The 24,425-nt window shown below is 60.9% G+C and carries 20 protein-coding genes and 1 tRNA gene; 16 read left to right on the top strand and 5 right to left on the bottom strand.

Translation table 11 applies throughout. From position 1 onward, the window contains the following. Positions 1 to 84 precede the first annotated feature (84 nt). Positions 85 to 1,113: a methyltransferase domain-containing protein gene (locus ACYQ00_RS16875; protein WP_460033254.1), complete on the top strand. Its 1,029-nt coding sequence runs from the start codon at positions 85 to 87 to the stop codon at positions 1,111 to 1,113. 54 nt (positions 1,114 to 1,167) lie between these two features. On the opposite strand, the gene ACYQ00_RS16870 is transcribed toward ACYQ00_RS16875, so the two are convergent. From ACYQ00_RS16870 to ACYQ00_RS16855, 4 genes are all read right to left on the bottom strand, one after another. Continuing rightward, complete coding sequence (locus tag ACYQ00_RS16870) at positions 1,168 to 1,908, bottom strand: N-acyl homoserine lactonase family protein (protein WP_460033253.1); 741 nt, start codon at positions 1,906 to 1,908, stop codon at positions 1,168 to 1,170. Positions 1,909 to 1,926: 18 nt separating this feature from the next. After that, positions 1,927 to 2,355 (bottom strand): nucleoside 2-deoxyribosyltransferase, encoded by a 429-nt coding sequence (locus tag ACYQ00_RS16865; protein ID WP_460033252.1) that lies wholly within the window; start codon positions 2,353 to 2,355, stop codon positions 1,927 to 1,929. Between the two features lie 121 nt (positions 2,356 to 2,476). Then, positions 2,477 to 3,127 (bottom strand): histidine phosphatase family protein, encoded by a 651-nt coding sequence (locus tag ACYQ00_RS16860; protein ID WP_460033251.1) that lies wholly within the window; start codon positions 3,125 to 3,127, stop codon positions 2,477 to 2,479. Next, positions 3,111 to 4,280 (bottom strand): NTP transferase domain-containing protein, encoded by a 1,170-nt coding sequence (locus tag ACYQ00_RS16855; protein ID WP_460033250.1) that lies wholly within the window; start codon positions 4,278 to 4,280, stop codon positions 3,111 to 3,113. Before ACYQ00_RS16855 ends, ACYQ00_RS16860 begins: the two co-directional genes overlap by 17 nt. Before the next feature lie 166 nt (positions 4,281 to 4,446). Here ACYQ00_RS16855 and ACYQ00_RS16850 point away from each other — a divergent pair, with 166 nt between their 5' ends. Further along, a complete protein-coding gene (locus ACYQ00_RS16850) occupies positions 4,447 to 7,743 on the top strand; it encodes a PAS domain S-box protein (RefSeq protein WP_460033249.1) in 3,297 nt (1,098 codons plus the stop codon). A gap of 95 nt (positions 7,744 to 7,838) precedes the next feature. On the opposite strand, the gene ACYQ00_RS16845 is transcribed toward ACYQ00_RS16850, so the two are convergent. Beyond that, the gene (locus ACYQ00_RS16845; protein ID WP_460033248.1) at positions 7,839 to 10,157 is read right to left on the bottom strand and encodes a methyl-accepting chemotaxis protein; all 2,319 of its coding nucleotides are present in this window, start codon (positions 10,155 to 10,157) and stop codon (positions 7,839 to 7,841) included. A 267-nt stretch (positions 10,158 to 10,424) separates the two neighbouring features. Here ACYQ00_RS16845 and ACYQ00_RS16840 point away from each other — a divergent pair. The 14 genes from ACYQ00_RS16840 (at position 10,425) to ACYQ00_RS16775 (ending at position 24,362) form a co-directional block, all read left to right on the top strand. Further along, a tRNA-Arg gene (locus tag ACYQ00_RS16840) sits at positions 10,425 to 10,501 on the top strand. A 206-nt stretch (positions 10,502 to 10,707) separates the two neighbouring features. After that, complete coding sequence (locus tag ACYQ00_RS16835) at positions 10,708 to 11,841, top strand: DegT/DnrJ/EryC1/StrS family aminotransferase (protein WP_460033247.1); 1,134 nt, start codon at positions 10,708 to 10,710, stop codon at positions 11,839 to 11,841. Beyond that, positions 11,841 to 12,593, top strand: coding sequence for a WbqC family protein (locus ACYQ00_RS16830; RefSeq protein ID WP_460033246.1), 753 nt, complete (start codon positions 11,841 to 11,843; stop codon positions 12,591 to 12,593). Before ACYQ00_RS16835 ends, ACYQ00_RS16830 begins: the two co-directional genes overlap by 1 nt. A gap of 55 nt (positions 12,594 to 12,648) precedes the next feature. Further along, complete coding sequence (locus ACYQ00_RS16825) at positions 12,649 to 13,893, top strand: radical SAM protein (protein ID WP_460033245.1); 1,245 nt, start codon at positions 12,649 to 12,651, stop codon at positions 13,891 to 13,893. A gap of 8 nt (positions 13,894 to 13,901) precedes the next feature. Beyond that, positions 13,902 to 14,963, top strand: a complete 1,062-nt coding sequence (locus tag ACYQ00_RS16820) for a GNAT family N-acetyltransferase (protein ID WP_460033244.1) — start codon at positions 13,902 to 13,904, stop codon at positions 14,961 to 14,963. 6 nt (positions 14,964 to 14,969) lie between these two features. After that, positions 14,970 to 15,629 carry a methyltransferase domain-containing protein gene (locus ACYQ00_RS16815; protein ID WP_460033243.1) on the top strand — a complete coding sequence of 220 codons (660 nt, stop codon included), beginning with the start codon at positions 14,970 to 14,972 and terminating at the stop codon, positions 15,627 to 15,629. Further along, positions 15,626 to 16,162: a GNAT family N-acetyltransferase gene (locus ACYQ00_RS16810; protein WP_460033242.1), complete on the top strand. Its 537-nt coding sequence runs from the start codon at positions 15,626 to 15,628 to the stop codon at positions 16,160 to 16,162. The genes ACYQ00_RS16815 and ACYQ00_RS16810 overlap by 4 nt, the downstream gene beginning before the upstream one ends. Positions 16,163 to 16,164: 2 nt before the next feature. Further along, positions 16,165 to 17,094, top strand: a complete 930-nt coding sequence (locus tag ACYQ00_RS16805) for a glycoside hydrolase family protein (protein WP_460033241.1) — start codon at positions 16,165 to 16,167, stop codon at positions 17,092 to 17,094. A 23-nt stretch (positions 17,095 to 17,117) separates the two neighbouring features. Beyond that, complete coding sequence (locus tag ACYQ00_RS16800) at positions 17,118 to 18,350, top strand: glycosyltransferase (protein WP_460033240.1); 1,233 nt, start codon at positions 17,118 to 17,120, stop codon at positions 18,348 to 18,350. A 143-nt stretch (positions 18,351 to 18,493) separates the two neighbouring features. Then, on the top strand, positions 18,494 to 19,459 hold the full coding sequence (locus ACYQ00_RS16795) for an FkbM family methyltransferase (RefSeq protein WP_460033239.1): 966 nt from the start codon (positions 18,494 to 18,496) through the stop codon (positions 19,457 to 19,459). Positions 19,460 to 19,518: 59 nt separating this feature from the next. Beyond that, positions 19,519 to 20,328: a WcbI family polysaccharide biosynthesis putative acetyltransferase gene (locus tag ACYQ00_RS16790; RefSeq protein WP_460033238.1), complete on the top strand. Its 810-nt coding sequence runs from the start codon at positions 19,519 to 19,521 to the stop codon at positions 20,326 to 20,328. A gap of 4 nt (positions 20,329 to 20,332) precedes the next feature. Continuing rightward, positions 20,333 to 21,208, top strand: coding sequence for a radical SAM/SPASM domain-containing protein (locus tag ACYQ00_RS16785; RefSeq protein ID WP_460033237.1), 876 nt, complete (start codon positions 20,333 to 20,335; stop codon positions 21,206 to 21,208). Between the two features lie 177 nt (positions 21,209 to 21,385). Then, the gene (locus tag ACYQ00_RS16780) at positions 21,386 to 21,850 is read left to right on the top strand and encodes a MarR family winged helix-turn-helix transcriptional regulator (protein ID WP_460033236.1); all 465 of its coding nucleotides are present in this window, start codon (positions 21,386 to 21,388) and stop codon (positions 21,848 to 21,850) included. A 55-nt stretch (positions 21,851 to 21,905) separates the two neighbouring features. Further along, positions 21,906 to 24,362, top strand: a complete 2,457-nt coding sequence (locus ACYQ00_RS16775) for an efflux RND transporter permease subunit (protein ID WP_460033235.1) — start codon at positions 21,906 to 21,908, stop codon at positions 24,360 to 24,362. Positions 24,363 to 24,425 lie beyond the last annotated feature (63 nt).

Genomic DNA, 24,425 nt, shown 5'->3' with positions numbered 1-24,425 from the left:
GTTCCGTTGACGACGCAGTGGCGTCGTGCCATATATTCATAGCGCCAATATCCATATTGCACCATGCAGCAGGCCGGAGGAATCATGAAGTGTTCCGTACAACACCGCGTGGTTGAGCACTTGCAGCATGCCGTGCGCCGGCTCAAATCCAGCCGCCCGATCCGCCGGCTGTTGTACAACATCAGCAATGTGGATGAATTTTCCAATCTGTACGAGCACGAAAAAATGCTCGCCGACGTCTCCAGGGTGCAGTCCTACGCCAAAGCCATCGCCCGCCATGTCCAGCCCGGCGACGTGGTGGTGGACCTGGGCACCGGCACGGGGCTGCTGGCGCTGCTGGCGGCACGGCGCAAGCCCCGCGTGGTGGTGGCCATCGAACATTCCAGCATCATCCACCTGGCCCGGGAACTTGCCGCCCGCAATACAGATTCCGGGAGCGAACGCATTCGCTTTGTCCTGGCCCACAGCACCAAAGCCACGCTGACGCCCGAGGAGGGACAGGCAGATCTGATCCTGCACGAGCAGATGGGCGACCTGCTATTCAATGAGAACATGGTGGCCAACCTGCTGGATCTCAAGGCGCGCCTGCTCAAACCCACGGGGCGCATCCTGCCGGCCCGGTTCGAGGTGTTTCTGGAGCCGGTCTGCCTCAAGGAAGCCCACAGGGTGCCGTTCCTGTGGGAACTGGACGTGGAGGGCCTGGAGGTGTCCTTCCTCAGGGAAAGCGAGTTCCTGACGCCCCTCAAACGTCGCAGCTACCCATACCGCTGGCTGGACGCCGACGCGGTGGAGGCATTCGCGTGCACGCCTGAACCAATCTTCACTTTTGATCTCAACACGATGCACAGTGAATCGGAAATTCCGCACACCCTGGCCGCCACCAGGACCGTGACGCGGTCCGGCCGGGTGGACGGCCTGTGCTTCCATTTCCGGGCCCTGCTTGATGAGGACATTGCGTTCGACACCTCACCCTTGAGCCGTCCCACCAGCTGGGGCCGCCGGCTGTTCCGTCTCCCCGCCCGGCACTGCGAGGTCGGCCAGACCCTGGCCTGCAGTCTGCACATGCCGGACCTGCTGCAGATCAACACCTGGACAGCCTCCATGGAAGCATAGCTTCGGGACAGGCCCCCATCGCAGTTTCCCGGCGTCCCGGGCAATCGTCCAGCCCTACCCGATCTGTGCCCCACTGGCGAATTTCGGTTCGTGCAGGGGCAGCAGGATGTCTGCGGCGTCGCGGACTTTGAGCAGGATGTCGTAGGCCTCGTAGCTGTTCACGCAGGTACCGGGAGGGATGACTTCCATTTCCATGGCCCGCACCGCCGCAGGAGGATTGAAGTTCTCCAGGATGGTGCAAAAGCCGGTGATGGCCGCCACGCCCTTGGCCGTGTCCACGAAGACGGTCAGCCCGCCTTCGGTGTGGGCCGGGGTGTGCATGACGCGGATGCCGGGAAGGATCTCGCCGTCGGCCTCCACCAGACGCAGCTGCCCCCGCTCTTCCACCTCTTCGATGTAATCTTCAAGATAGCGGAAATCCAGGGGATGCGGATTGTGCACGTGCTCCAGCTCCCTGGGGTGCACGTAGATGGCGGCATTGACGCATTTGGCGTCGTTCTCGCAATGGTCATTGTGCAGGTGGGTATGGATGATCACGTCCACGGCTTCGGGGGTCAGGCCGTGCAGGGCCAGGCCTTCCTCGAAGGTATGGATCTTGCCGCCCAGGGCGGCCTCGCGGTCCGGGCTGATCAGCGGGTGGGATTCGCCGGTGTCCACCAGTACCACCTTGTCGCCGCCCTTGAGCAGCCAGGTATAGATGGGGATGACGTACGGCGTGCCGGCGTCGTGCTGGTAGGTCATCATGGATTTGTCAAACCGCTTGGACCCCATGACGAGGGGATGGATGGTGTACATGCGATGCTCCGGAAGAGGTCACGCGCCCTGCGCCGGGGCAAGGCGGGCCACGAGGGCCGAGACGCTTGGCTCCACGGTGACGCAGGCGCATTCGATCATGCAGTTGACCAGGGAATGGGCCGTATCGCCGGCATTGCGGAAATCGGTGCGGATGCCATGCACTGGAATGCCCCTGGCATAGGCGTAGCCGATCTCCCAGGCCGTGCCGTCGTCCACCTGGGTGCCGTCCAGCAGGGCCACCACCACGTCGCTCTGCTCCAGGTGATCCCGGCAGGCCTCAAAAATGTGCTGCTTGGCCTGGTGTCCCATGTCTGCCAGCTCTTTTTCATCAAACAGCTCGCCGGGCCAGACGACTTTCAGTCCCGCCGCCTCCAGGGCGGCCTTTAAGTGCCGATGCCAGAGGCGCTCGGCCTCGGTAAAGAGCGGTCCGGCCTGATAGACGCGCATGCGATGTCCCCTGCTCTGGCTGAAGTGTGGTGGAATTTCAGAAAAGTATGGGGCGGCCCGACGACGGGGTCAAGGGGCAATGGTCAATCAGTTGCCATAATTTCCCGCACGCGGCTCCGGGTCATTCCTCCAGGGGGCAGGGCTCCATGTCCGCCGTGCCTGTTCCCTTCTCTCTCCCTCCCGCGTTACACAGCAGTCGGTGCAGGCTGGAGAGGGGCACGGGCTCGCCGAACACCCCGGCAAGGGGACGGCCCTGCACCAGCAGCCGCAGGGTCCGGATGACGCCGGCGTGGGTCACGGCCAGGCCCCAGCGGCCGGGTGGCACGGCCGCCTCCAGGGCCAGACAGGCCGGCCAGACCCGCCGGGCCAGATCGCCAAAATGTTCGCCCCCGGGCGGCCGCACTCCGGCCGGGTTCGCACCGCGGGCTGCGTGCAGGTCGGGCTGTCCGGTCTGCACGGCGTCCATGGCCAGGCCGTCCCAGTCGCCCAGTTCGATTTCCCGCCACGCGGCATCCAGATGGACGGGCACCCGCCAGACGGCCGCCAGCAGCGCGGCGGTTTCGGCGGTGCGGGAGAGGTCACTGGCGTGGATCACGGCTGGCGGATCATCCTTGAGCCGCGCCGCCCAGGCCCGGGCCTGGGCCTGCCCGCGCTCGCTCAGGGGCAGGTCGAGCTGGCCGACATAATGGCGCCCGGCCCCGAGCCAGGCAGAAGGGCGGACCACCTCGCCGTGCCGCAGCAGGGCGACGCGTATTTCACCTGGCGGATTCAAGGGCACCTCGAACCACCTCCAGCGGCGGTCGGCCAATGTGCGCGGCCATGCGCCGCTCCAGCTGGCAGGAGGAGGCCAGCCGGCGGGCGATGGTCTGCAATGCTTCGGGATTTTCCTTGAAACGCCGGGCCTTGCGGCCGAAGCGAGTCTCCAGATCCACAAACTCGTCGCCAGAGGCGTATTTGTCCGCCAGGGCCACCAGCTGGGTCAGCAGGGACGCGTCTTCGGGCGGTACGCCGGGGTGCAGGGCAATGGCCTCCTCCAGGGCGCCAAAGCCGGCCTCGCGCACCAGCTCCGCCCCGGCCCGGGCGTGTTTGGGCTGCAGTTTGGCAATGTCATGCAACAGGCCGGCCGCCCAGGCCGTGTCCTGCTCCTGCAGGCCGCAGGCAGCCGCCAGCCGTCGGGCGGCCAGGGCCACGGCCCGGCAGTGGGCAATCACGTCGGGATTGGTCTGATAGAGCTGCAGCAGCGCCTCGGCCTCGGCAGGGGTCGGCTGGCCCATCCGTGGCAGCCAGGCTTCCAGGAACGCCAGATCGGCCGGGGTGTCCGCATCCATGAGCATGGCCTCGTCCGCGACGGGCACGCTGACAGGCACAGACCGGACGCCAGCTGGCCCGGCCCCCGGGAGGGCGGCAAAATAGCCGGCCAGACCGCCAGGGCCGGCCCAGGCCGCAATGCCGGCCCAGTGCGCCGCACCGATCACCGGCGGATGCCCGCTCTTGCCAGCGTCCTCGCCCAGCACGGGCAGGAGGATGCGGGCCGGATCGGGCTGCGCGGCCCAGGCCCGGCGCATGTGGCGGATGGTGGCTGGCCGGACGCAGGGGATATCCACCGGGTGCAGCAGCACGGCAGGCGCGACACCGTCCACCGCGGCCAGGCCGGCCTGCACCGAGGTCAGCATTCCTGCCTCAAAGCGGGGGTTGTGCACCGTCTCCAGTCCGAGGGACGCTGCATGGGCGATCACGGCCTGCGCCTCTGCGCCGGTCACCACAATAATCCTGGCCTCCGCCGCCACCTGCCGATGGACTGCGACGATGCGCTCCAGAAAGGTCTGCCCCCCCAGGCGGGTCAGGGCCTTGCAGCCCCCCATGCGCTCGCCCTTGCCCGCGGCAAGAATGATGACGGCTGGCTCCTGGTACTGCGAATGCTCCATGCGCTCCTTCTTTGCGTTGCGGCCATGGCACACGCCCTGCGGCCAGAAACCGCCGCATACCACACCCGCCGCCGGGCCGGAAGTCTTGCCCGGAGTCCTGGCTCCCGGGCTTTCCCCCTTGAGCTCCGGGCGGTGTGGGGCTATGAATAAATAGGGGACCGCCTGCATGCAAGATTCTGATGACACGTCAGGCCGCCAGTCGGGATATGAAATGGGCACAGCCCAGGCCTCTGCCTCGGTTGCGGCGCTGTTGCTGGCGCATGCCCCCGATGGCATGGCCGTGGTGCAGGATGGCCGCATCGTCCATGGCAATCCGGCCCTGCGCCGGCTCCTGCACCTTGCGGACGATCCCGAGGCCCAGCCGCCCCTGAGCGAATGCATCCACCACGAAGAGTTGCCGCTGGTGCTGGAGTTCTGCAACACCGCGTGCACGGCTGAGTCCCCGCGCCTGCTGTTTCGGGAGGCCGCGACGCACGAATGGCTGGAAGCCACGGCCTCTGGCCTGGACTGGCAGGGCCGGCCGGCCGCCCTGCTCTGCCTGCGCAGCATGCCCCAGCTGCAGCCCGCATCACAGCCCATTGCGCAACCCACATTCGAGGAGCCAAGCCTCCCTGCGGCCGAGCAGTTTTCCACCATTCGTTCCAACGACGCAGCCCTGATGCAGCTGTATCAGAATCTGCTTCGCACGCAGGACGCCCTGCACCTGAGCGAATCCCAGTACCGGGAACTGTTCGAAAAGGCGCCGGTGGGCATCTTTTTGACGGACTCCGCAGGCCACGCCCTGCACGTGAACCCGGAGATGGCCCGCATTGTTGGCGCGGCCAGTCCCGAGGAGGCCGTCCGCGAATTCCAGACCCTTTCCAGGAAATTGTATGTCAGCCCCGAACGCCGGCAGGAATTCATTGACCAGTTGCTCTGCCACGGTGGGGTGAGCAACTTCGAATACGAAGCCCGGCGCCTTGACGGCAAGCGGATCTGGATTGCCATGAACGCGCGCATCCGCGACCGCCAGCCCGACGGCACGTTCCTCATCGACGGCTTCTCCATGGACGTGACCAGTCGCAAGCTTGCCGAGCTGGCCCTGGCGGAACGGGAGATGCATTACCGGGCCCTGTTCGAGGACAATGCCGTGGTCATGGCGCTGATTGATCCTGAATCCGGCGCCATCATTGACGTGAACAAGGCGGCCTGCGCATTTTACGGCTGGTCCAAGGCCGAGATGCAACGCAAGCGCATCACCGAGATCAATACCGCGCCGCTGGAGACCATCCAGCGCGAAATGGCCGCCGCCCAGTGCCGGGGCAAGCGTCATTTTCAGTTTCGTCATTGCCTGGCCTCCGGGGAGGTCCGGGATGTGGAGGTGTACAGCGGCCCCCTGATGCTCCAGGGAGAATCCGTCCTGTATTCCTGCATCATCGACATCACAGAGCGGGTGCAGGCAGAGGCAGCCTTGCGCAAAAGCCAGCAGCAGCTGCGCCATATTGCCGATACCGTGCCCGGCATGCTGTACCAGCTCCGGCTCAGCCCGGAGGGGCACCTCAGCTTCGGGTACGTCAGCGACCGGGTCCGCGAGATTCAGGGGCTGCACCCTGCCGATGTGCTGCGCGATGCCTCTGTGCTCTTCAACAGCGTCCACCCCGAAGACGCCAGCCGGGTCATGGCCGATACCCTGGCCTCTGCCGCCGCGTTGACGCCATACTCCAACACCCATCGCTTCATCCGGCCCGATGGCCAGACCCGCTGGCTCAAGACGGAATCCATCCCCATCCGGCAGGAGGATGGCTCCATCCAATGGAACGGCTTTGCCTTTGATATCACCGATCTCAAGCGCGCCGAAGCCGCCCTGCAACAAAGCCAGGCTCAGTTGCTGGAAGCCCAGCGCCTCGCGCATCTGGGGCACTTTGCGCACGACCTGAGCACAGGAAAGACAACCTGGTCGGCCGAGGCCCTGCGCATCCTGGGCCTGCCCAGCACCATGCAGGAGCCCCCGGCTTCGGAGTCCCTTTCCCTTGATCACCTGCTCAATCGCCTTGCCAGCGACCAGGAACGCGCGGAACTGCAGCAGGCCCTGGCCGCCCTGCAGACGGCAGCGCCCGGAACAATGGTTGACCGCGACCTGCAGCTGCAGCCGCGGGCAGACGTCGATCGCCCCGAAGAGGCGCGGCAAAGCCTGCGGCTCCTCGCCCGGCTGGAACCGGATGAGGACGGGACTCCCACCCTGCTGCGGGGAGTGCTGCAGGATGTGACGGCCAGAACGCGGATTCTGGAAGAGTTGCGCCGGCTCACCCGCGCCGCCGAGGCCGCCAACCGGGTCAAGAGTGAATTCCTGGCCAACATGAGCCACGAGATCCGTACTCCGCTCAACGGCGTCATGGGCATGCTCCAGCTGCTACTCCAGGGCCTTCAACCGCCTGACCAGCGGGAACTGACCCAGGCAGCCCTGAATTCCACCATCCGGCTGACCAGCCTGCTTTCAGATATTCTCGACCTTTCCGCCGTGGAGTCCGGCAGGTTGCGCATTTCGAGCGCACCGTTCCGTCTGGCCGAGGTGGTGGAGTCCGTGGAATTGCTGTTTGGCATGGCTGCCAGGGAGCGAGGCATCGCCTTGCGGATCCGCTGTGCGCCAGACACGCCCGCCATGCTGGTTGGAGATGCCCAGCGCCTGCGCCAAATCCTGCTCAATCTGGTGGGCAATGCCCTGAAATTCACCAGCATCGGCACGGTCACCCTTGAAATCCAGCCCCTGAGCGGCCCGCACCTGACGCGCCCTGCCCTGCTGTTTATTGTCAGGGACACAGGCAGCGGCATTGCCAGCGACATTCTGCCCCGCATCTTCGATCCCTTCTTCCAGGGCGAGGCACAGCAGGCGCGTCGGCTTCGCCGCACCCAGGGCGTGGGGCTGGGGCTGCCCATCGTCCGACAGTTGACCGCGCTCATGGGCGGTTCCCTGTGTCTGGACAGCGCTCCGGGCCAGGGCACCGCGTGTTACGTGTCTCTGCCCTTGCCCGCCGCACAGGATACGGCCAGGACAGGCCCCCGGGAACCCCTGTTCCCGGAGAGCACCCCCCTGCCACCAGCCCGCGTGCTCATTGTGGAGGACGAGCAGGTGAACCGCCTGGCGTTGCACCATTTCCTGAAGCAGAGCGGTCTGGAGGTCGTGGAAGCGGAGCACGGGCAGGCCGCCCTGGAAGCCCTGCAGCGCGAGGGGTTCGACTTGGTGCTCATGGATATTCAGATGCCCGTCATGGACGGGCTGGAGGCGACGCTCGCCATTCGCGACGGGCAGGCGGGCGAAACGGTTCGCCACATTCCCATCGTGGCCCTGACTGCCTACGCCATGCCCGAGGACCGCGACCGCTTTCTGGCGGCCGGGATGAACAGCTACCTGCCCAAGCCGGTGGAGTTCAAGGCCCTGACCCGCCTGCTCGGCCGGCTGCTGGCCCAGCACCCCCGAGGCCAGTGAGTTGCCTTTGGAATAACGGGAGACTGTGCTCGCCCAATGCAGCAAGGGCCGCCCACTGCAATACGCAGATTCCGGCGGCCCTGTGGTTGCTGCCGTCACTTCCCAGCATTCATGTCCGAGATAATGCCCTTGAGGTTCGCAGCCAGACGCGCCAGTTCCGCGGTGGCCTCGCCGGATTGCTGCATGGCGGAGGCGGTTTCGCCGGCAATACGGTTGATTTGCTCGGTATTGCGGTTCACTTCCTCGCTGGCGGCGGACTGCTCCTCGCTGGCCGCGGCAATGCCCTGGACCTGCCCCTCGGTCCGATCCACAAAGCCGACAATCTCGCCCAGGGCCGCGCCAGAGGCGCCGGCCAGCTGGGTGCTGCGCACAATCGCCTCCACCGTGGCTTCGGTGCCCTGAATGTTCTTGCGGGCGCTTTCCTGCACGGCCTTGATGTGCCGGCCCACCTCGTTGGTGGCGGCCATGGTTTTTTCGGCCAGCTTGCGCACCTCGTCGGCCACCACGGCAAAGCCGCGGCCGGCATCGCCCGCGCGTGCGGCCTCGATGGCCGCGTTCAGGGCCAGCAGGTTGGTCTGGTCCGCAATATCGGCAATGACATTCAGAATCTGGCCGATGTCCTGAGCCTGGCGGCCAAGGTCAGTCATGTCGGATTTGAGTCCTTCGGCCTGATGCTGGACCGCATTGATGGTATCCACCACCTTGCGCACAGTCTCCGCGCCCTCCCCGGCCCTGGTTTTGGCCTGCCGGGCCAGCTCCACCGCAGCGGAGGCGCTTCTGGCCACTTCCATGGAGGCCGCGTTCATCTGTTCCATGGCAGTTGCCGTCTCGCTCACGCGGTTGCGCTGCTCCTCCGCCCCTCGACTGGACTGCTCAATCTGCGCGGCCAGTTCCTCCGAGGCCGAGGCAACCTGATCGGATACTGCATTTGCCGCCGCGGCAGCCTGCGCCATGCGCTCATGCTGGACGCGAATGGCCTCCTGCTGCCGGCGAATCTCCGTGAGCTCGAACCACACAGCCAGGGTGCCCATGACCTTGCCATCGAGATCCAGAATGGGGGTGGAGGTGACGTCAAACACTTTTGTGCCCTGGCTGGTGGGATATTCCGCTTCTGTCTGCAGCATGCGGCCTTCGCGCAGGGCCCGTTCGGACAACGTCTCGCGCGAGGGATCACCCCAGATCAGCTGCCCCGAGGTTTGCCCGAGGTAATCATCCGGTGTGCCTGGTTTTTCCAGAGCCTTGAGCATGTGGGTGTTCACAAAGGTGGTGCGATTATTGGCATCGAGCACGGCACAGGGCAACACAAAGCCCTGCAGCACCCCCTGGGCGAAACTCAGGCGTTTTTTCAATTCTTCAACCATGCGCTGAATGTCGGCCGCCAACCCTGCCAGCTCAAAGCGGAAGCGGCCCTCCAGCACGGCAGTGTACTTGCCATTGGCCACTGCGCTGGTGAAACGCTCAATCGCCTGGATCGGCACGGCCACGAATCTCCGCATCAGGAGTGTCAGTCCCCCACCAAGCACCAGCACCGACAACACACCAATCAGGAGGAGCATGTTCCGCTGCTCTGCCGCCGATGCCGTCAATTCAGAGACGTACGCCCCCGTGCAAACGACAAAGCCGGACTCCGGATCCGTGACAAAACTCAGGTGCTTGAGCTCGCCATCCCACGTGTATTCAAACTCGCCGTTTTTCTCGGCCAGGGCGCGCCTGGCAAAGACCTCGCCGGAGACATCCTTGAGCATCAGGCTCTTATCCGCACCGTGCGCGACCAGATGCCCGGTCGAATCCAGGGCAAAGGCGTAACCACGATGGCCAAAGGTGAGGGGATCGATGAACTGATCCGTAAAGCGCTCCCAGCGGGGAAACACACCCACCGCGCCAATAATACGGTTGTTCGCATCGCGAATGGCGGTGACCGCAAGATAAATGAACATATTGGCACCGCCAGACTTGGCGGTGAGAATGTTCTTGCCCATGTACTCGTTCTGGCCGGCCATAATCGCCTTGAAGTAGTCGCGGTCACTGCGGCTCTGCCCGATAAGACTGCCGCCCTCGGCATTGATGCCGGCGCAGATGAGGCCTTTGTCATCCAGAACGATGAGGGACCAGAGGTCCGGATTGGCTTTGAGTACCGCAGCCAGCCTGGCCTGGGCCGCCTCTGGCGAGCCTTGCAGGGCGCGTGCAATGGAATCCTCACCAGCAATGGAGCGGATGAGGGAAGCCGCCGTGCGCGCGTACAGCCCCAGCGAACTGGCGGCGGCCTTGGCGCTTTGATTCAGGGCCTGGCGCTCTTTTTCCAGCACCAGATGATACGTGGAGGTTGTGACATACATGACAATGCCGAACACGGCCAGGGCGGTCACCAGAATTGCCGCGATGGCCAGGGCGGAACCCACACTGCGGATACGCATTCCAACACTCCTTGCACAGTGAAATCAAGCCGCGTTCCCCAAGGGCATCCTGGGGGAAAAGGCAGCCCATCCCCATACCACCGGCAAAGCGTTGGCGCAACTCAAACAGCAAGATTTATGTTCCTGTAACTGCTGAAATAGTTACCCTATCGCGACATCAGTTATGGCAGGTTGTTCACTCTTTCACAAAACGTATTTCCAGGCCATTGCCCGGCCACTCAAAGAGCTTGACGAACCGACCGCGTCACCATAAAAAAGTTCGTTTCCGCCCCCGTAGCTCAGTCGGATAGAGCACAGGATTCCTAATCCTGGTGCCACAGGTTCGATTCCTGTCGGGGGCACCACAACAATTCCAAGGGGTTAGCCATAGCATTGGCTGGCCCCTTTTTCGTTGGAGCCAACCGGAAATGCCAACCTTGGGGAAGGTGGTTGGCTGGGGGGGGTGAACGTTCTGCTCTTTCCCGCGTGCCACAGACATGGTGCATTTTTTGCTTGCCACAGGGCACGACACCCATCACGGCGAAGCCAGGTACGCAGCAAGGGGGCAGGTATGCACAAGTCGGCACTATACTACGATAAATTGACCGTCACAAAACCGACGTTGCCGGACTTCGATCTGTTTGTCGAAAGCCTGCGCGCCATCTGGAAAAGCAAGTACCTGACCAATATGGGCCCCTTCCATGACCGATTGGAGGCTGCCCTTGCCGAATATCTCAATGTCCCCTTCATCAGCCTGTTCTGCAATGGTACCATTGCACTGCAAACGGGCCTGCAGGCATTGCATATCACAGGGGAAGTGATCACCACTCCTTTCACCTTTCCTGCAACCGTGCACGCCATCTACTGGAACAGATGCACCCCCGTCTTTTGCGATATCGACCTGGAGACACTCAGCCTTAATCCGGAACAGGTGGAAACGCTGATCACACCAGAGACCACTGCAATCATGCCGTGCCATGTGTATGGCAAGCCATCGAACACTGCCGCTTTACAACGCATTGCCGATCTGCATGGCCTGAAAACCTTCTATGATGCGGCGCATGCATTCGGGGTGAAGCCTCTGGGTGAACTCCGTGACACATTCTGGGGCGACATGTCCATGCTGAGTTTCCACGCCACCAAGGTCTTCAACACCATTGAAGGCGGGGCGCTGGTCATGCATGAACGGAAAATGAAGAACCGGGTGGACTATCTGAAGAACTTCGGCATTGCAGATGAAGTGACCATTGTCGGCCAGGGCATCAACGGCAAGATGAATGAGGTGTGCGCAGCCTTTGGCCTGCTTCAATTAGATCGCCTGGAGCAGGACTTTGCCATGCGCCAGGTCCTGGACGCACAGTACCGTGAACGGCTACAGCGCATTCCCGGCGTGCGCCCTTTGGCGCATGGCAGCAACTACGAGCGGAACTATTGCTACTTCCCCGTGTTCATTGAGGAAGAGTTTGGCATTACCCGGGATGCGCTCCATGACAAACTGGTGAGCGAGTGTATTTACCCGCGGCGCTATTTCTACCCGCTGGTCAGCCAGGCGCCCTGCTACCGGCGGCTGCCCTCGGCTGATCCCGCCAATCTGCCCAATGCACATGCTGTGGCAAAGAAAGTATTGTGCCTGCCATTTTACACTGACTTGCGGCAGGATGATGTGCATCGTGTCTGTGACGTAATTGAACAGGCGAGAATGTAATGCGCACTGCAATCATGCAGCCCTATTTTTTTCCGTATCTTGGGTATTTCAACCTGATACACGCCTGTGACTCCTTTGTCTTTCTGGACAATGTACAGCACATTGACCGTGGATTCGTCAATCGCAACCGGATCCTGGTGCAGGGCAAACCGCATCTCTTCACGGTGCCTCTGGCTGCCGCCCCCCGGGAAGCCTGGATACAGGAGCGTTTTCTGAGCGAGAGTTTCCCGCAGTTTCGCGCCAAGTTCCTCACCATGCTCAAACATGCCTATGCCAAGGCACCCAACTACGCGGAAGTGATGGAACTTGTGGCCGACGTACTGGCTTCGGAAACATTGACCCTGGCGCAGTTGTGCCAGAAATCAATCCTGGCGACTGCACGGTATCTCGGATTGGAGCGGCGGTTCCTCGTCGCCTCGGACATGCTGACAGCCGAGGACGCACGCAGGCTCAAGGGAGCAGAGAAGATTCTTGCCCTCGCCAAGGCGCTTGGCACCACACGATACCTGAATCCCATCGGGGGCATCGAGCTGTACCACGAGGAAGTATTTGCCAGGGAAGGCATGGAACTGCGGTTTGTCAAACCGGCATTACCTGCCTACCCGCAGCCGGCCGCAACGTTTGTGCCTGCGCTCTCCATTCTCGACGTCATGATGCAGACGCCACAGGGAGAACTGGCCGCGCAGCTTGCAGCATACGTCCTGATTGATGGCACTGAGAGGCCTCCAGACACGAAAGATGCGGTGGCGTGATTTTTGCTTTGGACTTGGCGTCTTCAACACTGTCAATCCCGCAGGGTGATGAGCGATGAGCACTGTTTATGTCTTCAGCGCAGGCTGTATCAGGCGTGGCCTGGATGTCATCCACATTCAACGCTACCTGCAAGCGAACGGCTGGCAAAGCTCTCGGCGTCCAGAGGATGCGGATTTGATTGTTGTTGCCACCTGCGGTGTGGTTGCTCTCAATGAACTGAACTCCCTGCGCAGCATTCAGGAGGCCATGCGCCGCTGTAAAAAGCCCGGCGCGCGCGTGGTCGTTACAGGCTGCCTGCCGCTGATCAATCCCGGCCCCATTGAGGCGCTGGGGGAATGCCTGTTCATTCCCACCGGACAACTGGACAAGCTGGATGCGCTCATCGGCGCCACAGTGCCCTTCTCCCAGGTGCAGTTGCCGGACAGCATCTCCGACAACAAGGACATCGTGAATTATCTTGTTGCCCGCAGTTTCTGCCGGCAGTCGACCCTGTACAAAAAGGTGTTCTACAAATTTTTCATGGATGGCCGGTTCCTGGAGGCCTCCATTGCCTGCAAGCAGGTCTATGAGTCGACCAAGGCCTTGCTCACGGGCAAGCCCAAAAAGAAATTCCAGCCCTACTACAATGTGAAGATTGCCGATGGCTGCCTGAGCAATTGCTCGTTCTGCGCCACCAAGTACGCCACCGGCACCCTGCGGAGCCGGCCCCTGGATGATATCGTTTCCGACTTCCGCCGAGGCCTGCGCAAGGGCTACAAGGTATTTCAGCTCATTGCCGAGGATACGGGCTGCTATGGCAGGGATTCGGGCAGCTCCCTCGCCAGCCTGCTGACGGCGCTCTGCGAGCATGAAGGCGACTTCCAGCTCATCATTATTGATTGCAGCCCGCAATGGCTGGTGGAAGATCGTGAGGAAATCCTGCCCGTGCTGACCAAATACCAGCAGCACATTCGCGAACTGTTCGTGCCTTTGCAGTCTGGTTCGGATAGCGTGCTGCACGCCATGCACCGCAAATACGCCATCAAGGACGCTCTGGCAGTGCTGGGCACCATTCGGACCCAGGCACCCGCCATTGCCTTGCGCACCAGCCTGCTCATCGGCTTTCCTGGCGAGACGCCCGAGGATTTTGAAGCCTCCCGTCGTGCAGCCAGCGCTCTGGATTTTGCCGAAGTGACCATCAACCGATACGAGGATCGGCCCAAGGCCCTTTCCGCCACGCTGCCGGGCAAGGTGGCCCAGGCAGATATCGAGCATCGCGCCCGGATTCTGGCTGAGGATGGCTGCTACATTCTCTCTTGAGGCGTCGCATGGATGATATGTTGCATCAGCGCATGATCCCCCTGACTGAGGCCGCCGCCTGGGATGCGGCCCTCGCAGGGCTCGATTGCCCCGTGCCGCACACCAGGGCGTATTGTGATGCACTGCACCACTCTTCCGGAACTGCTCCCTTGCTGTATGCTGCAGAGGCACAAGACGCCCGCCTCGTATGCCCTCTCAGCCTGCGGCGCGTGGATTCTGCTGCCCCCGAGGACGTCTACTCGCCATATGGGTTCGGGGGATTCTTCTCCACCTTCGCCCCTGGCCAGGCCCCGGCGCTGCAACGGCAGTGGGTCGATTTTTTCCAGAGGCAGGGTATCTGCACCGCATACATTATGCAGCACCCCGCGGCAGAGTTTGCACAGGGACTCTGGCGCGAAGAGACTGTTCTCTCGCCGTTGTGTGTGTACGTGACGGATCTTTCATTGGAAGAAGACGCCCTGTGGTCCAGCCTGGACAAGATACATCGCTACGAAATCCGCCGTCTGGCACGAGACACAAAAGTGCAGTCGGCGTCTGATACACCAGCGGTACTGGATGCATTGTTGAAACACTACCCCAACACCATGCAGGCTGTCGGCGCGGCGGCGGTCTATCATTTTTCAGCAGAGACCCTGCGCCGCTTTGCCTCGCTTCCCGGGGCGCTTCTGCTGGGTGCGGAGGTGCAGGGGCAGGTGGAGGCCGTGGCCTTGTTCCTGCGCTCCGGGGCGAACGGACAAGGAAGCTGGGGAGAGTACTTTCTGAGCGCATCTTCGACAGCCGGCCGGCATGCCACCCGCCTGCTCATCTGGGAAGGCATCCTCCGCCTGCGCACAGACGGCGCCCGGTGGCTGAATCTTGGTGGCGGTGCTGCCGTGAACGACGGGCTCGACGCCTTCAAGCGCCGCTTCGGCGGCCAGGCCGTCTTCCCTCACGTGCTCAAGCAGATCCTTATCCCGGAGCAGTATGCGGCGGTGTGTCAAAAATATCACGTTGATCCCGATCCGAGCGGCTACTTCCCACCGTATTGGAGGCAACGCAACAGAGCGACATCACCTTCCAGCACGGACTGACAAGCCATGACACAGCCTGAATACCACATTATCCAGCGGCATTACGAGCAACGCCTCGCAGAGCACGGCCCCAACCACCGCGGGGTGGACTGGCCCAACGCCCAGGACCTGCAGACCCGCTTCGAGGTCATGCTCGGCGTGGTGCGGGCGGGGGATGAACAGGCCTCGCTGCTGGATCTGGGGTGCGGGGTCGGCCTGTTGCGCGATCATGTCCAGGCCAGCCCCCGATACCGCGCACTGCAGTACACCGGCATGGACATTTCAGAAGCCATGATTCACCAGGCCGCGGCAAGGCATCCTGAAGCCAGTTTCCGCGTGCAGGACATTCTGCAAACACCTTTGGAAGAGCACTGCGCCGACTACATCGTCATGAACGGTGTGCTGACGGAAAAACTCTCGCTCTCCCAGGAAGCCATGGAAGAGTTTGCCCACCGGTTTCTTGCAGCCGCGTTCAAAGGATGCCGGATTGGCATGGCCTTCAATGTCATGAACCATCATGTCGACTGGAAGCGGGACGATCTGTTTCACTGGCCGCTGGACAATTGCGCCGCGTTCCTGGTCCGGCAGTTGAGCCGCCATGTGGCCATCCGCATGGATTACGGGCTCTATGAATACACGGTATACGTATACAAGACGCCATGCACGGCCAGCAGGAGCGCGCCATGATCATTGCCCCTGCGCGACCGGAAGACGGCCCCGCCATGCTGGCGTTGCTGGATGGCGTCTGCGCGGCGAGTTTTCAGTTCCCTGAAGCCGCCATGCTGGCGTATCGGGCCATGTTTTCCCCGGAGGCCCTGGCCGCCCGGCTGGAGCAGGGGCGCTCCGTGGTGCTCACGGCCATGCAGGCGGACCAGTCCTGCGGCCTGCTGCCCGGCATGCTCCTTGGCCTGCTGCTTGGGCTGCCGCCAGAAGGCGGCGTGGGCACCATCATGTGGTTGCTGGTCACCCCGGAGGCACAGGGCCAAGGTGTCGGGTCGGCGCTGTTTCACGCGGCCTGCGCACGATTTCGCGAGCTGGGCGCGCACAAAATCAAACTCACGGCCCCCACTGCCCAGGCAGTGCGGTTTTATGAGCGACTCGGCTTCCACCAGGAGGGATTTCATCCCAACCATTGGTGGGGCCAGGATTTCTGGGCTCTTGGCCTGCCCTTGCGTGCGCCGGACGCCCTTCCCCCAAACGAACATCCCAAGGGAGCGTGAATATGGCCTGGAAAAAACTGGGAATGGTGTTCGATCTGTCCGAACACAAGCTGGACTGGATCAAAAGCCACGCCATGCTGCCCACCCCGTTGGTGCTGGAGGACCGGATCAGGGTGTATTATACATACCGGGATGCCAATGGGTTAAGCAGAATCAGCTTTGTGGATCTGGACCCCACTGATCCACGAAACATCCTGTACGTCCACCAGGGCAGCCTGTTCGACATCGGCCAGCCCGGCACCTTTGATGACAGCGGCGTGCTCGGCAACTTTGCCCTGCGCAAGGACGGCAAGGTGTACCTGTTCTATAATGGCTACAACCGCCGCGTTGTGGTCCCGTGGAGCAACGCCATTGGCGTGGCCGAAAGCGACGATGGGGGCACCACCTTCCGCAAAATGTACGAAGGGCCCATCTTTGACCGTGACGCCAAAGAACCGTATTTTTCCATTACGCCCTGGATGCTTGAAGAAAACGGACTGTGGCATATCTGGTACACGTCCGGTACGGGTTGGGTCAAGAAAGGCGAGATCTACGAACCGCTCTATGTCGTCAAATATGCAACCACGCAGAACGGCCTGGACTGGAATCGTCACTACCTCACCTGCATCCCTCCCAAAACCCCTGAAGAAGCCAATGCCAGAGCCGCAGTAGTCAAGGACGGTAACCAGTACAAGATGTGGCTGTGCTACCGCGGCTCCGACGCCTTTCGCGACGGGGCAGACAGCTACCGCATTGGCTATGCCACGGCAACCACGCCCACAGACTGGACGCGGGATGACGAGCAGGCTGGCATCGCCCCCGGGCCGGAAGAATACGACGACAAAATGCAGGCCTACCCGGCCGTGGTGGATGCAGGCGGCAAGCGCTACCTGTTCTACAATGGCAACGGCTTTGGGTATTACGGCTTCTGCTGTGCGGAGTTTGTCGAGTAACGGGCCGCAGTACAGGAGCAGCAATGGGAGTATCCAACACCGCCAGTGCTGTTGTGCTTTGCAACGACTTTCAAGATGGACACTATGTCTCATCTGTTGTGAATGCATTTGCGGCTGAGTTTTCCGCTGCGGGATATTTCACATCGCTCTGCCGTAACAAGGACGATTTGATCGCCCACATAGAACAACTCAGAGCTCGCTATGATATCAAGCTGTGCTTTGATATCAATCTGCGGTTCTCTTCTGTGCAACTGCAAGGTCAACCATTTTACGAACGGTATGGGTTCCAGTACGCTTCAACACTGGACACGCCCTTCAACAAGGTACCCCTGATTCAGGGATTGGGGGAACATGCCGTTGTACTGGCCGCGGATCCTGGCCTGGCTTCGGCCATTCATGAAGTGAATCCGCGGCCAAGGGTCACAGATTTTGGCACAGAGTATTTTGTTGAGCCACCCAAGGCACCTGACGCAATGCTGCCCATTGCCGCGCGCCCCATTGATGTGTTGTTTTGCGGCAATGTTCGATTTTTTGGCAATCCGGCACGCTATTCCATTGCTGCACCATTCTTCGATGCGCTCATTGCAGAAGGCGCCTTCACCAATGAGGAGTCCATCCTTGACATTGCCAGCCGGCTGCTCGCGCCACACCCTGCACTTGCGGCAGCATTAACCGAGAACAAGGCGCAGTTCTTCGAAGATCTCTGGATGGCCATGCATGTCATCCGCACCAACCGACGTCTGGAACTGTTGCAACAACTACAGCGACTTGGCCTGTCCAAAAAAGTGGTGGTCATCTCGGATTGCCAGCGGCATGGAATCCAGGTGAACAATGTGACGATGGTTTCACCAAAGCCCTGGCCTGTTGTGCAGCAGCTTTTTGAAAAAGCGAAAATCATCATACACAACATTCCAATGCACACCGGAGCCCTGCACGAGCGCCTGATGCACACCGCCACTGCCGGTGCAGTCATGATGACGGATTCCAATACATTTTTCCGGAGCATCTTCTCGCACAATCAGAATGTTCTTTTCTACAGCCTGCAAGGGAAGAACCTGCACGCAGTGGCTGAAAAAGCACTGCAGGACGAAGCGGCGCTGGCGCAAATTGCCGCGAATGGTAGATCACTTGTGCTGGACAGATGCAGACTCCAGGCTTTTGTGGTGAAGCTTCTACAGTATATGCAATTGCCGGTTTATGATTCCGAAAGCCAGACCTGTGGTGAACAGTCTCCCCACGCAATGCAACAGGCCTGAAAGTCAACCCACATAAGGTATACAACATGCAAGAACCAGGAAACTCTTTCTCGGAGCAGGTAATCAACAGAAAACCTGCATTCACATCGCTGTTCAGACAATTTGTCGGCATGTTGTTCAAGGACTGCAAGGTTGCGGAGCAAATGCCTTCGATCATCAGCGAACTGTGGTTCAACCTGGAGTTTCAAAAGGCATTGCAGACGGCGTATGAGTGTCTTGCGGACCACGCCTCCAGGCAATGCATGGTCCGGCTGCTGGCCTTCCGGGCGCTCGGGGGCAAGCATGTAAACGTGCTGCCGGAGGTGCGAGACTACGAGGCCGAACTGGCCAACCTTGCGGCCGAACACCTGCGCACGCCAAACGTGACCGAAGCCGTCATCTCTGGCCGGGTCTATCAGCTTGGTCTGTTCGATACCACGGGCCTGGGCTTCGGGTTTCAGTTGCTGTCCATTCCGCAAGGCCTGCATGCGCTCTGCAAGGTGGAACAGTACGCCTATCATACCGACACCATACACATTACGGCAGGCCCGGGGGATATCGTCATTGATGCCGGCGGGGGATGGGGCGATACCGCAGTGTACTTTGCCGACCTGGTCGGACCGGAAGGTAAGGTTTATACATTCGAATTTATTGAAGACAACCTGCGCATCATCCAGCAAAACCTGGCCTTGAACCCCGGCTTTGACCAGCGCGTACAGCTGGTGCGACATGGCCTGTGGGACACCAGCGGTTGCCTGCTCAACTTTTCGGAGAATGGGTCCGCCTCGCGCCTGCTGGAGGGGGCTCCCTCGAGTGATGCAGGCGAGACCATCACCACCATTACCATTGACGATTTGCTGGAGAAACACCAACTGGACCGGGTGGACTTCATCAAAATGGATATTGAAGGCGCCGAAGAGCGCGCTTTGCTCGGGGCGGCAAAGACACTGCGCCGGTATGCGCCCAGGCTTGCCATCTCCGCCTACCACCGCACCGATGACCTGGCGCGCCTGCCCGCCCTTATCAAGGCCCTGAACCCTGCCTACTCGTTCTACCTGAAACACGCGACACCAGTGCGGCAGGAAACAGTACTGTTTGCCATTGCCAGACAAACGCCCGAGACACTGTAACCACGACACTGCAAGCGTTCGATTTGACACATACGGACAGCGCGGGAGCTGTAAAGAGCATGCCCAAGCAGCTTTGTATCATACAGGCAACATGCCAGGGGACAGCCCTTGGGAAGATGCTGAATCTGTCGTCAGCGTTCCGGGACCAGTTTGAGGTGCGCACGTTTCGCTGTCATCTTGGTGAACGCCCGGATGCGGAGCAGCTCAGGCAATGCGCCCTGCTGATCATCCACTACCTACGCGAGAAGCACGGCGCCTTGAGCGGCAAGGCCATTTGCAGTGCGTTGTCTTCCGGGGCCCGGGTGGTGCGCATCCCATATGTCACCTGGAAGCCCTTCTGGCCGCAACTCGGCCCGGACCCCAGGCAGACGCAACCAGGCGCCGACCCGGGTATTTTTCCTTATGGCGATTCGTTTGTCAGCCGGCTGGTCCAGGAGGGGCTGCCCCCGCAGGCCATTGTGGAACAGTATGCCGCCCATGCGGAAAGCCCGGAGTTTCTTGATGGTCTGTTGTGCAGCAATATAAAGTACATTCGCTCGCTTGAGACGGACGCGACCATAGATGTGCCCCGGCTGCTGCGCCGCATTCGGACAGCCAGGCTCTTCAACTCGTTCAACCATCCACGCGCCGAGCTGCTGCTGGAGTTGGCCAATCAGATACTGGAATACTGTCACTTTCCCTTGCTCACGCTGGATGCAGTGAAACACTTCGCAGATCTTGGCGGAAATTACCAGGTACCAGTCCACCCACAAATCGCGCGCCATTTTGGCTTGCAATACGGGCATCAGGAAGAACGCTATCAGATACGTGGCGAGCTTCTTTCCTGGGAAGAGTACATGTACCGATATGCCTCCTGGCAAAGAGGATAAATGTATGTTCCTTATCGAATCTTCATCCTTCTGCAATATCCGTTGTGTGTTTTGCGGTCGTGAAAATTACCCCCAGGATGCACCACATCAACTGAACAAGCACATGACGCTGGAGCAATTTGTGCATGTTCTGGATGAAGTCACAAGGTTTTCAACACAGCACGAACCAATTTCCTGTGTGGATTTGCACGGCATGGGAGAGCCTTTGCTGTGGCCTCACATCCGGCAAGGCATCCAGGCATGCAGACAGCGCGGCCTGGATATCCAGCTCATCACCAATGGCTCGCTGCTGGAGGAAAGCATCATCGATTTCCTGCTGGCACACATCAATTTCAAGCTGAAGGTCTCCATCAACGCCGCAACGCCGACCACCCTGGCGAATGTCGCCAAGATCCCGCATCCGGAACGGACTATACAAAACTGCATGACATTGGCGGTCAAGGCCAAAGCGGCTGTAGTAAGGCCTTCTGAAATCATGTTCGGCTTTGTCAAGTGCAACGAGAACAAGCATGAAGCCGAGATGTTCCACACCATGTGGAAGCGATTTGCTCCAGTGATCAAAACATTTGTTGCCGACCAGCTATTGCCAAATACCACACATATCTCCCAAGATACACGTGGCACATGCCCTCGACTTTCCCCAAAAAACTATTTTGTGCTCAACAATGGAAATGTCACACCCTGTTGCTCCACCACCAGAATACTGCTGGGTAATATTTTCAATTCATCCCTGAGCGAGATCTACCACGGTGATGTGTACCAACATATGCTCGCATTGAATCGCGCCAATCGCCTTGGGGAAATGGAAGTCTGCAACATGACCTGCCTGGCTGGCAAACGTGAATTCAACGAGCATATTGCGGCACAGCGCTGCTGTTGATTGGCCGAAACGATGCGCACCCATTGACAAGGTCGGCCTGTGCCGGTCCGCCGGCAAGGCCGACCTCGTCAATGGGTATTGCCAAAAGGGCTTGACAAGATGGTTTAGTGGATTTACTGTTCACCCCACGGCGCCGGCATTCCTCCCGAGAACGCCTGGGCAAAGGAGCAGTGGCAGATGGAGACCAAGGACGACCTGATCATGAGCGCGGTGCGTCAGTTCCAACGCGTGGCAACCCAGTATGCCCGTAGCGAGGAACTGCCGATACGCGTGACGGATGGCGTTGAGGTCACCACCCGGGAGGCTCATACCATCGAGGTGGTGGGCAGCCGGAAGCAGCTGAGCGTGACCGAACTGGCCACGGCCCTTGGCATCACCAAGAGCGCGGCATCACAAATGGTTTCCCGGCTGTGCGACAAGGGGTTCCTCGAAAAAAGGCAGGCCCCCCACAGTAACAAGGAATTCCAGCTCACCCTGACCCCTCTCGGCCAGCAGGCCTTTGACGCCCACGCCCGATTCCATGGCGAGGACAAGGAGGCCCTGATGGAACGCTTGCGCGGGTTCTCCATGTCCCAAATCGCCACCCTCACCGTGCTGTTTGAGGCCCTTGGCGAAGTGATCGACAAGCGGCTTTCCCGGTAGGACTTTTTTTTGGCACAATAGTTAAGTAACTTAACTAAATCACCGGAGTTGACCCGTGCACTCGCTCAAAACCTCACTTGTATCCTTTGCTGTCGATCACCCTCGCTGGGTCGCTGGCGGACTGCTGGCCGCCCTGCTCTTCTGCACCATGTTTTTCCCCAACATGCGCCTGGATACGGATCCGGAGAACATGCTGGAACGCACGGAGGCGGTGCGGGTCTTCCACAATGCCGCCAAACAGCAGTTTGATCTGAGCGACACCATTGTTGTCGGCGTCATCAAGGAGGACGATCCGAATGGGGTGTTCAACCCTCAGACCCTGGCCCACGTCCACGCGCTGACCCAGTTCGCCAAGACCCTGCGCCATGAGGATCCCGCGCACCCGGGCCGGCCTGAGGGGGTGATCGAGGTGGATATGGTGGCCCCCTCGGTGGTGGATCACCTGCACCAGGCCGGCCCGGGGACCATTGCCTTCGAGTGGCTCATGCCGCGCCCGCCGGCCACCCAGGCCGAGGCCCTGGCCATTCGCGACAAGGCCCAGTCCAACCCGCTGCTCGTGGGGCAGATGGTTTCGGCCGACGGCAAAGCGCTATGCCTCTACCTGCCGCTGACGGACAAGCTGCTCAGCTACGAGATCTACACGGCGCTCCAGGAGAAGATTGCCGAATTTGGCGGCTCGGAAGCCTGGCATATCGCCGGTTTGCCCGTGGCCGAGGGAGCCATCGGGGTGGAGATGTTCAGCGAGATGGTCCTGGCCTCACCGCTGACGATGCTGCTGATCTTTGGCCTGCTGTACGCCATGTTCCGCAAGTGGAGTCTGGTCATCCTGCCCATGGTCATTGCCACGGCCACGGTGGCGGTCACCCTGGGGTCAATGATCGCCCTTGGCTTCCCGGTGCACATCCTGAGTTCCATGCTTCCCATTTTCCTGATGTCCATTTCCATGTGCGATTCGATTCATGTGCTCTCGGAGTTTTTCGACGTCTACACCGTGGAAAAAGGGCGCAAGGAAAGCATCCGGGAGGTCATGGGCACGCTGTTCATGCCCATGCTGTACACCTCGCTGACCACGGCGGCCGGGTTCTTCTCCTTTGTCACCACGGACATTCCTCCGGCCAGGGTCTTCGGCGCGTTTGTGGGCGTCGGCGTCATGTTCGCCTGGATCATCACCATTCTGTTTGTCCCTGCGTACATCATGCTGCTGCCGGAACGGATGCTGCGCAACTTTGGCCTGGCCGCACAAGGGGGGGAAGAAGACTCCCTGCTCGCCCGTCTGCTGGCCCGCCTGGGCCGCTTCGCCTGCCGTCGGGCCGGTCTGGTTCTGGCCGGGTGTGGCCTCTGCGTGCTGGCGTCCATCTGGGGCATGTCGCAGATCACCATCAACGACAACTACGCCAAACGTTTCGCCACCGGCCACCCCATCCGCGAGGCCGATACCGCGTTAAACAGGCACTTTGGCGGCACCTACACGGCCTCGCTCATCCTGGAAGCCCCCACGGGCGGGGAAGTTTTCAAGCGACCGGACGTCCTCACCTACATGGCCACCCTGCAGCAGTGGCTGGTCGAACAGGGGTACATCGGCAAAAGCACCTCCCTGGCCGACATCGTGCGCAAGGTGCATCAGGAACTCATTGACGGCAGCCCAGAGCAGTTCCGGATTCCCGCAAGCGCGGCGGCTGTTGCCGAATGCGTGCTGCAGTATCAGCAAAGCCACAAGCCGCAGGACATCTGGCATTTTGTGACGCCGGCTTTCGATGCCGCCAACATCTTCATGCAGTTTCAAAGCGGTGACAGCACCCGCACCGAGGCGGCGGTGCAGGCCATCACACAGTACATACAGCAGAACAAGCCCCCCGTGCCCCTGGCGTTCAACTTTGCCGGCCTGCATTACATCAATTACATTTTCCAGGGTAAAATGTTCTGGGGCATGCTCGGCTCCCTGGGTGGCAGCTTTGTCATCGTGCTGGGGATGATGATTGTGCTCTTCCGCTCCGTCCTGTGGGGGCTGCTGTGCATGGTCCCCCTCACACTCACCATCATGCTCATCTATGGCGCCCTCGGCTTCCTCGGCCTGGATTATGACATGCCGGTGGCCGTGCTTGGGGCCATCTCCCTGGGCATTGCCGTGGATTTTGCCATCCACTTCCTGGAGCGTAGCCGGCAGCTCACCTCGGAAACAGGCTCCTGGTCCAACACCGCCCCCCGGATGTTTGGCGAGCCGGCCCGGGCCATCAGCCGCAATGTCATCATCATTGCCATCGGGTTCCTGCCCATGCTGGTGGCGGCCCTGGTTCCTTACAAGACAACGGGCCTGCTGCTGTTCTCCATCCTGACCCTCTCCGGCGCTGTGACCCTGGTGCTGCTGCCGGCCCTGCTGACCGTGGGCCAGGGCTGGCTGTTCCGGGCCAGACGGTTTCAGGCGCAGGGAGAACCAGAAGCGCAGACGCAGGAGGAGCTGGCCCTGCTGCAGGCGCCGCCCGTCATGGCCGGAAGCGAGACGACGGATCGCTGACAAGCAATGGCTGGCCCCCTGTCCGCTCCCCACACATTCATCCAACGCACCCTCCGCAAGAGG

Source organism: Megalodesulfovibrio paquesii (assembly GCF_054653055.1).
Note: the sequence above shows the minus strand (reverse complement) of the source record. Positions and strands in the feature narration are given on the sequence as shown.